Origin of the sequence: Rhodococcus sp. ENV425 (genome assembly GCF_002887785.1) — a bacterium.
GTDB classification, from domain to species: Bacteria; Actinomycetota; Actinomycetes; order Mycobacteriales; family Mycobacteriaceae; genus Rhodococcus; species Rhodococcus aetherivorans.
Window position 1 is genome coordinate 13096 of record NZ_PCZU01000186.1, and the last position, 6710, is coordinate 19805.

The window sequence follows — 6710 nt, forward strand, 5'->3', positions numbered from 1 at the left end:
ATCAGATGACGCCGAGCGCGAACATCGCGTCGGCGACCTTCACGAAGCCGGCGATGTTGGCGCCGTGGATGTAGTCACCGGGCTTGCCGTACTCGGCTGCGGTGTCCACGCAGTTCTGGTGGATGTCGCGCATGATGCCGGCGAGGCGCTCGTCGGTGTAGTCGAAGTGCCACGAGTCGCGGGAGGCGTTCTGCTGCATCTCGAGCGCGGAGGTCGCCACGCCGCCGGCGTTCGCCGCCTTGCCCGGGGCGAACGCGACGCCCGCCTCGCGGAACACCGCGATGCCACCGGGGGTGGTGGGCATGTTCGCGCCCTCGGCGACGACCCGCACGCCGTTGTTGACCAGGGTCTTCGCGGCGGTCTCGTCCAACTCGTTCTGGGTGGCGCAGGGGATGGCGACGTCGCACGGCACGTCCCAGATCGAACCACCCGGGAAGTACTGCGCGTCGGGACGCTCGTCGAGGTACTCGGAGATGCGGCCGCGCCGGACCTCCTTGATCTCCTTGAGCAGCTCGAGGTCGATGCCGTTCTGGTCGACGATGTAGCCGGAGGAGTCGGAGCAGGCGATGGCGATGCCGCCGAGCTGGTGCACCTTCTCGATCGCGTAGATCGCCACGTTGCCCGAACCGGACACGACGACCTTGCGGCCCTCGAGGGAGGAGTTCACGGACTTGGCCATCTCCGCCACGAAGTAGGCGACGCCGTACCCGGTGGCCTCCCGGCGCACCTGCGAGCCGCCCCAGGTCAGGCCCTTGCCGGTGAGCACGCCGGACTCGTAGGAGTTGGTCAGGCGCTTGTACTGGCCGAACAGGTAGCCGATCTCGCGTCCGCCGACGCCGATGTCGCCGGCCGGGACGTCGGTGTACTCGCCGATATGGCGGTGCAGCTCGGTCATGAAGGACTGGCAGAAGCGCATGATCTCCTGCTCCGAGCGACCCTTGGGGTCGAAGTCCGAGCCGCCCTTGCCGCCGCCGATGGGCAGGCCGGTGAGGGCGTTCTTGAAGATCTGCTCGAAGCCGAGGAACTTCACGATGCCGAGGTTGACGCTCGGGTGGAAGCGCAGGCCGCCCTTGTACGGGCCGAGCACGCTGTTGTACTGGACCCGGAAGCCGCGGTTGACGTGCACGTTGCCCTGGTCGTCGATCCACGGCACCCGGAAGATGATCTGCCGCTCGGGCTCGGTCAGCCGTTCGATGAGGCCGGCTTCGAAGTAGCGGGGGTGACGCTCGAGGACGACATGCAGGGACTCGAACACCTCGGCGGCTGCCTGATGGAACTCGGGTTCACCGGCGTTGCGCGCCTTCACCTGTTCGTAGATCTCTGCAATGCGGTCCCGGGTCGACACGCTCACCACCTGACTGTGAGGAAACTGTTACATGGCGTTAACACGTTGAATCATAGGCGCAGGCACCGGGCATCCGATAAAAGGGGGCAGTATGCCCGGGCTCCGGGCGTCGAGGGTGTCGGCCGAACCGGGGGACGGCTACGCGGGCTCGGGAAGGGTGGCTTCCGGGCCCGGGCTGCCGCCGAGCGCGGCGACGAGGCGTTCGCGTGCGCGTCCGAGGTGCCGGGTGATCACCTCGACCGCCGCATCGCCGTCGCCGGTCAGGACGGCGTCGAGGATCTGCTGGTGTTCGGCCGCGATGCTCGTCGTGGTGAGCAGCTGCTTGCCCTGCACCTGCACCATGCACAGCCGCACCTCGGACACGAGCGAGCCGAACATGCGGCTGGTGCGCGGGCTGCCCAGCGCGTCCACCAGGGCGGTGTGGAAGCGCATGTCGGGTTCGACGACGGTGAGCGGGTCGGCCTCGGTCATGGCCGAGATCTCGGCGTTGGCGGCCGACGCCGCCGGAGGCACCGCCCGGGTCTCGGCGAGCGCGCGCAGCACCACCGATTCCAGGTGCGCGCGGGTGCGGTAGATGTCACGCACGTCGTCGGGGCCCAACTGGGGCACGCGGGCGGTCTTGTGGGCGCTGCGCTGCAGTAGGCCCTCGCCGACGAGCTTCTCGATGGCGGCCTTGGCGGTCGGCCTGGCGACTTCGTAGGCGCGGGACACCTCGGCTTCGGTGAGGGCGTCCTCGTGCGTCAGCTCCCCGGCGAACACGCGCCGCCGCAGTTCCAGGGCGAGGGCGTCGACGATCGACAGGGCCTCGACGCGTCCGACCAATGCCCCGCTCCTTCCCGGCTCTCCGCGCACCCGCACGGACCTGCGCGAACACGAGCATTCTTGCACGACGCCGCACATGCATTCTTGACAGGAATGTGTACTTGTCTGACAATTCTGGGAAACGGTGACAGGCATCACAACGAGAGGCGCGCTATGTACCAACAGACACTCGACCCGATCGGCGGCTCACTCGCCTGGTCGGCCGTGGTCGCGGCGATCCCGCTGGCCGCGATGTTCGTCATGCTCGGCGTCTTCAGATGGAAGGCGCACCGCGCGGCCCTCGTCGGTCTGGCGCTCGCCGTGCTCGCGGCGGTCGCCGGGTGGGGCATGCCGCTCGGCCAGGCCGCCGCCGCGACCGCCGAGGGAGCCTTCTACGGCCTGTTCCCGATCTTGTGGATCCTCGTCAACGCCCTCTTCGTCTACAAGCTCACGGTTGTCACCGGCTGGTTCGAGGAGCTCGGCCGGGTCATCCGGTCCATCTCGGACGACCAGCGCATCCTGGCCATTCTCATCGCCTTCTGCTTCGGTGCGCTGCTCGAGTCGCTCGCCGGATTCGGCGCGCCCGTCGCGATCTCCGCGGCGATGCTCATGGCCGCGGGCATGGCACCGCTCAAAGCCGCGTGCACGTCCCTGCTGGCGAACACCGCGCCCGTGGCCTTCGGTGCGATGGGTGCCCCGATCCTCGCGCTCGCCGGGGTCACCGGGCTGCCGCTCGACGACCTGTCCGCGATGGCCGGCCGGCAGACGCCGTTCGTCGCGGCCGTCGTGCCGATGGTGATGGTGTTCCTCGTCGACGGCCGCCGCGGAATTCGGCAGACCTGGCCCGTCGCGGTCGTCGCGGGCCTGACCTTCGGCCTCGCCCAGTTCGTCACCGCGAACTACCTCACCGTCGAGCTCACCGACGTCGTCGCCGCGATCGTCACGGTCGGCGCGGTGCTGGGCATGCTGAAGGTGTGGCAGCCGGAGGAGCGCCTGGTCGCCACGACCGACACCGCCCTCACCGCACCGGTCGGCGCCGGCACCGCGGTCGGCATCGCCGCCCCGCCGTCGCGTTTCGACGGATACAGCCGGACGCGGCGCACGCTGCTGGCCCTCGCCCCGTACCTGACGATCATCGCGATCTTCACCGTGGCGCAGATCCCGTTCGTCAAGACGTGGCTCACCGAGATCGGCACCGTGTCGTTCCGCTGGCCCGGACTCGACATCGTCGACGTCGACGGCAAGCCGCTGAGCGCGCAGACGTTCAAACTCGACCACCTCAAGGCCACCGGCACCCTGTTGCTGCTCGCCGGGGCCGTCACGGCCGGGATGTACGGGATCGGCGTACGCCGCGCCGTCCGCGCCTATGCCGACACCCTCGTGCAGCTGCGCTGGACCATTGTCACCGTCACCTCGGTGCTCGCGTTGGCCTTCGTGATGAACCTGTCCGGTCAGACCGCCGGCCTGGGCATGGCGCTCGCGTCCGCGGGCGGGGTGTTCGCCCTCGTCTCGCCGCTGATCGGCTGGATCGGCGTGGCCATCACCGGATCCGACACGTCGTCGAACTCGCTGTTCGGCGTCATGCAGATGACCGCCGCGCAGCAGGCCGGGCTCGACCCGGTGCTCATGGCGGCGGCCAATTCGTCCGCGGGTGTGCTCGGCAAGATGCTCTCGCCGCAGAACCTGTCGGTCGCGGTGGCCGCGGTCGGCCTGGCCGGGGCGGAGGGTGTCATCCTGCGCCGTCTGATCGGCTGGAGCCTCGGGTTGCTCGTGTTCCTCACCGTCGTCATCTACCTGCAGTCCACCCCCGTTCTCGATTGGATGGTTCCGTGAACACCAGCGTCGTGACTCCCGTCCCCGACACCGAGCCGGTCGTCGCCGCGCTCGTCGACGCCCTCGGCGACGCCGTCGTCACCGATCCGGACCGGATGCTCGCCTATCGGCGCGACCAGTCGCTGCTCACGCCGGCCGGGATGCCGCTCGCCCTGGTCCGGGCGCGGGACACCGACGACGTCGTCGCCACCCTGACGATCGCGCACCGGCACGGCATCCCCGTCGTCACCCGCGGCGCCGGCACCGGTCTCGCGGGTGCGGCCAACGCCCTCGACGGCGGCATCGTGCTCAGCGTCGAGAAGATGAACGCCATCGTCGAAATCGACACCGAATCACGCACCGCCACAGTGCAACCCGGGGTGATCAACGGCGATCTCGCCGCCGCGGCCGCCGAGCGGGGGCTGTGGTACGTGCCGGACCCCGGCAGCCGCGCCGTCTCCACCATCGGCGGCAACCTCGCCACCAACGCCGGCGGCACCTGCTGCGCGAAGTACGGGGTCACGGCCGACCATGTCGCCCGCATCAAGGCGGTGCTCGCCGACGGGCGGATCATCCACACCGGCGCCGTCACCCGGAAGAACGTGGCGGGACTGAACCTCACGCAACTGCTCGTCGGATCCGAGGGCACCCTCGCCGTCATCGTCGAGGCCACCGTGCGGCTGCGCGCCGCCGCCACCGCGGCGGCCACGGTCGTCGCGAGCTTCCCGGAAACCGCGCAGGCCGTCGCCGCGGTGCTGGCGATCCGCGAGCAGGCCGAGCCGTGCCTCGTCGAACTGATGGACCGCACCACCATCGCCGCCGTCAACGACATGACGCACATGGGACTCGACGACACAGCCGGTGCGCTGCTGCTCGTCCAGTGCGACGGGCGCGACGCCGCCGCCGAAGCGCAGGTGTGTGCGCGGGCCTGTACCGCGGCGGGCGCCACCGAGGTGTACGACACCGCCGACCCGGTGGAGGGGGAGGAGTTCATGGCCGCGCGGCGGGTCGCGCTCACCGCGCTCGAGCGGTGTGGCAGCACCCTGCTCGACGACCTGGCCGTTCCCGTGCCGCGGCTGCCCGAGATGCTCGCGGCGATCGAGGCGATCGCCGCGCGGCACGAGCTGCTCATCGGCACGTTCGGGCACGCGGCGGACGGAAACCTGCATCCCACCATCGTGTTCGACGCCGCCGACGAGGTCGTCGCGAGGCGGGCCCGGCAGGCGTTCGACGAGATGGTCGCCGAATGCCTGGCGCTCGGCGGTTCGATCAGCGGAGAGCACGGCATCGGGGTGCTCAAACAGCCGTACCTCGAAACCCAGGTCGGCACGGTCGAGCGTGCGCTCATGCAGCGCATCAAGGCGGCGTTCGACCCGAGCGGGATTCTCAACCCGGGGCGCGGGATCTGACCGGCCGGCGACCCCCGGGGACGGACCCGTCGACGGACCTCCGTCCCTACCCGGCCGACGGCTGGTGGTGGCACGGTGGGAGGTGACATCGGCACCGGTGCGGAACGGGGGAGTGCGGCAGTGGCGACACAACCGGAATCCACGCGGCGGGAGCGGCTGCGCCGCGCCTTCGAACCCGCGCTGCTCGCCGTCACCCTCACCGCCCTGACGGCCGGGGGCATCGCCTGGCTTCTCGGTGCCCACGCCGTCGCCGACGCCTGCTGGATCGCCGGCACCGTCGTCGCGATCGTGCCCGCGACCTGGTGGGTGATCGACGCGCTGCGCCGCGGCCGCGTCGGGGTGGATCTGATCGCGGTGCTCTCCCTGGTCGGCACCCTGCTGGTCGGCGAGTACGTCGCCGGGGCGCTGATCGGCGTGATGCTCGCGTCGGGGCAGGCCCTCGACGCCGCCGCGGAACGCCGCGCCACCAAGGACCTGCGGGCCCTGCTCGAGCACGCCCCGCACACCGCGCGCCGCCGCGTCGGCGACGAGGTGCAGGTGGTGCCGCTCGGCGACGTCGTACCCGGGGACACCCTGGTCGTCGGGCCGGGCGAGGTGGTGCCGGTCGACGGCTGGGTCACGTCCGAACTCGCGGTGCTCGACGAGTCCGTCCTCACCGGCGAGCCGATGCACGTGCAGCGCCGCACCGGGGAGGCCGTGCGCAGCGGCGTCGTCGCCGCCGGCGGCGCCTTCGAGATCCACGCCCGCGCCACCGCCGAGGACAGCACCTACGCCGGCATCGTGCGCCTGGCCCGCGAGGCCGCCGCCGAGAGCGCCCCGGTGGTGCGGATCGCGGACCGGGTCGCCGCGTGGTTCCTGCCGCTGTCGCTGACGGTGGCGGGGCTCGCGTGGCTGTTCAGCGGGTCGGCGACCCGTGCCGTCGCCGTGCTGGTGGTGGCCACCCCGTGCCCCCTGCTGCTCGCCGCGCCCGTCGCGATCGTCTCCGGTCTCTCCCGCGCCTCGCGCCTGGGGGTGGTGATCCGCAGCGGCGGCGCACTCGAGAACCTCGGGCACGCGACGACGCTGGTGATGGACAAGACGGGCACGCTCACCAGCGGCCGGCCCGCCGGCGCCGACATCGTCACCGCACCCGGGGGCGACGGCGCCGAGCTGCTGCGCCTGGCGGCCTCCGCCGACCAGCTCTCCCCGCACGTGCTCGCCGAGGCCATCGTGCAGGAGGCGAAGATGCGCGGGCTGACCCTGTCGCTGCCCACCGACGTCGCCGAGCAGGCCGGCACCGGCGTGGCCGCGACCGTCGACGGCCGGCGCGTCACCGTCGGCAGCCTGCCGCTGCCCGCCGATGC

Annotated in this window: 5 protein-coding genes; 3 read left to right on the top strand and 2 right to left on the bottom strand. The window is 71.2% G+C overall.

The genetic code is table 11. The features are described from left to right. Position 1 precedes the first annotated feature (1 nt). A complete protein-coding gene (gene gdhA / locus CQZ88_RS15405; protein ID WP_006946647.1) occupies positions 2-1345 on the bottom strand; it encodes an NADP-specific glutamate dehydrogenase in 1344 nt (447 codons plus the stop codon). A 138-nt stretch (positions 1346-1483) separates the two neighbouring features. Further along, positions 1484-2167: a GntR family transcriptional regulator gene (locus tag CQZ88_RS15410; RefSeq protein ID WP_006946645.1), complete on the bottom strand. Its 684-nt coding sequence runs from the start codon at positions 2165-2167 to the stop codon at positions 1484-1486. A 153-nt stretch (positions 2168-2320) separates the two neighbouring features. Here CQZ88_RS15410 and CQZ88_RS15415 point away from each other — a divergent pair, with 153 nt between their 5' ends. The 3 genes from CQZ88_RS15415 to CQZ88_RS15425 form a co-directional block, all read left to right on the top strand. Continuing rightward, positions 2321-3979 (top strand): L-lactate permease, encoded by a 1659-nt coding sequence (locus CQZ88_RS15415; RefSeq protein WP_006946643.1) that lies wholly within the window; start codon positions 2321-2323, stop codon positions 3977-3979. Further along, entirely contained in the window at positions 3976-5367 is a 1392-nt protein-coding gene (locus CQZ88_RS15420) for an FAD-binding oxidoreductase (protein WP_102799992.1), read from the top strand. The genes CQZ88_RS15415 and CQZ88_RS15420 overlap by 4 nt, the downstream gene beginning before the upstream one ends. 120 nt (positions 5368-5487) lie before the next feature. Continuing rightward, the coding region (locus CQZ88_RS15425; RefSeq protein WP_146034311.1) for an HAD-IC family P-type ATPase at positions 5488-6710 on the top strand (1223 nt) is incomplete at its 3' end.

Coding starts and splice junctions, on each gene's coding strand:
- CQZ88_RS15415 (WP_006946643.1), top strand. CDS start 2,321: ATGTACCAACAGACACTCGACCCGATCGGCGGCTCACTCGCCTGGTCG.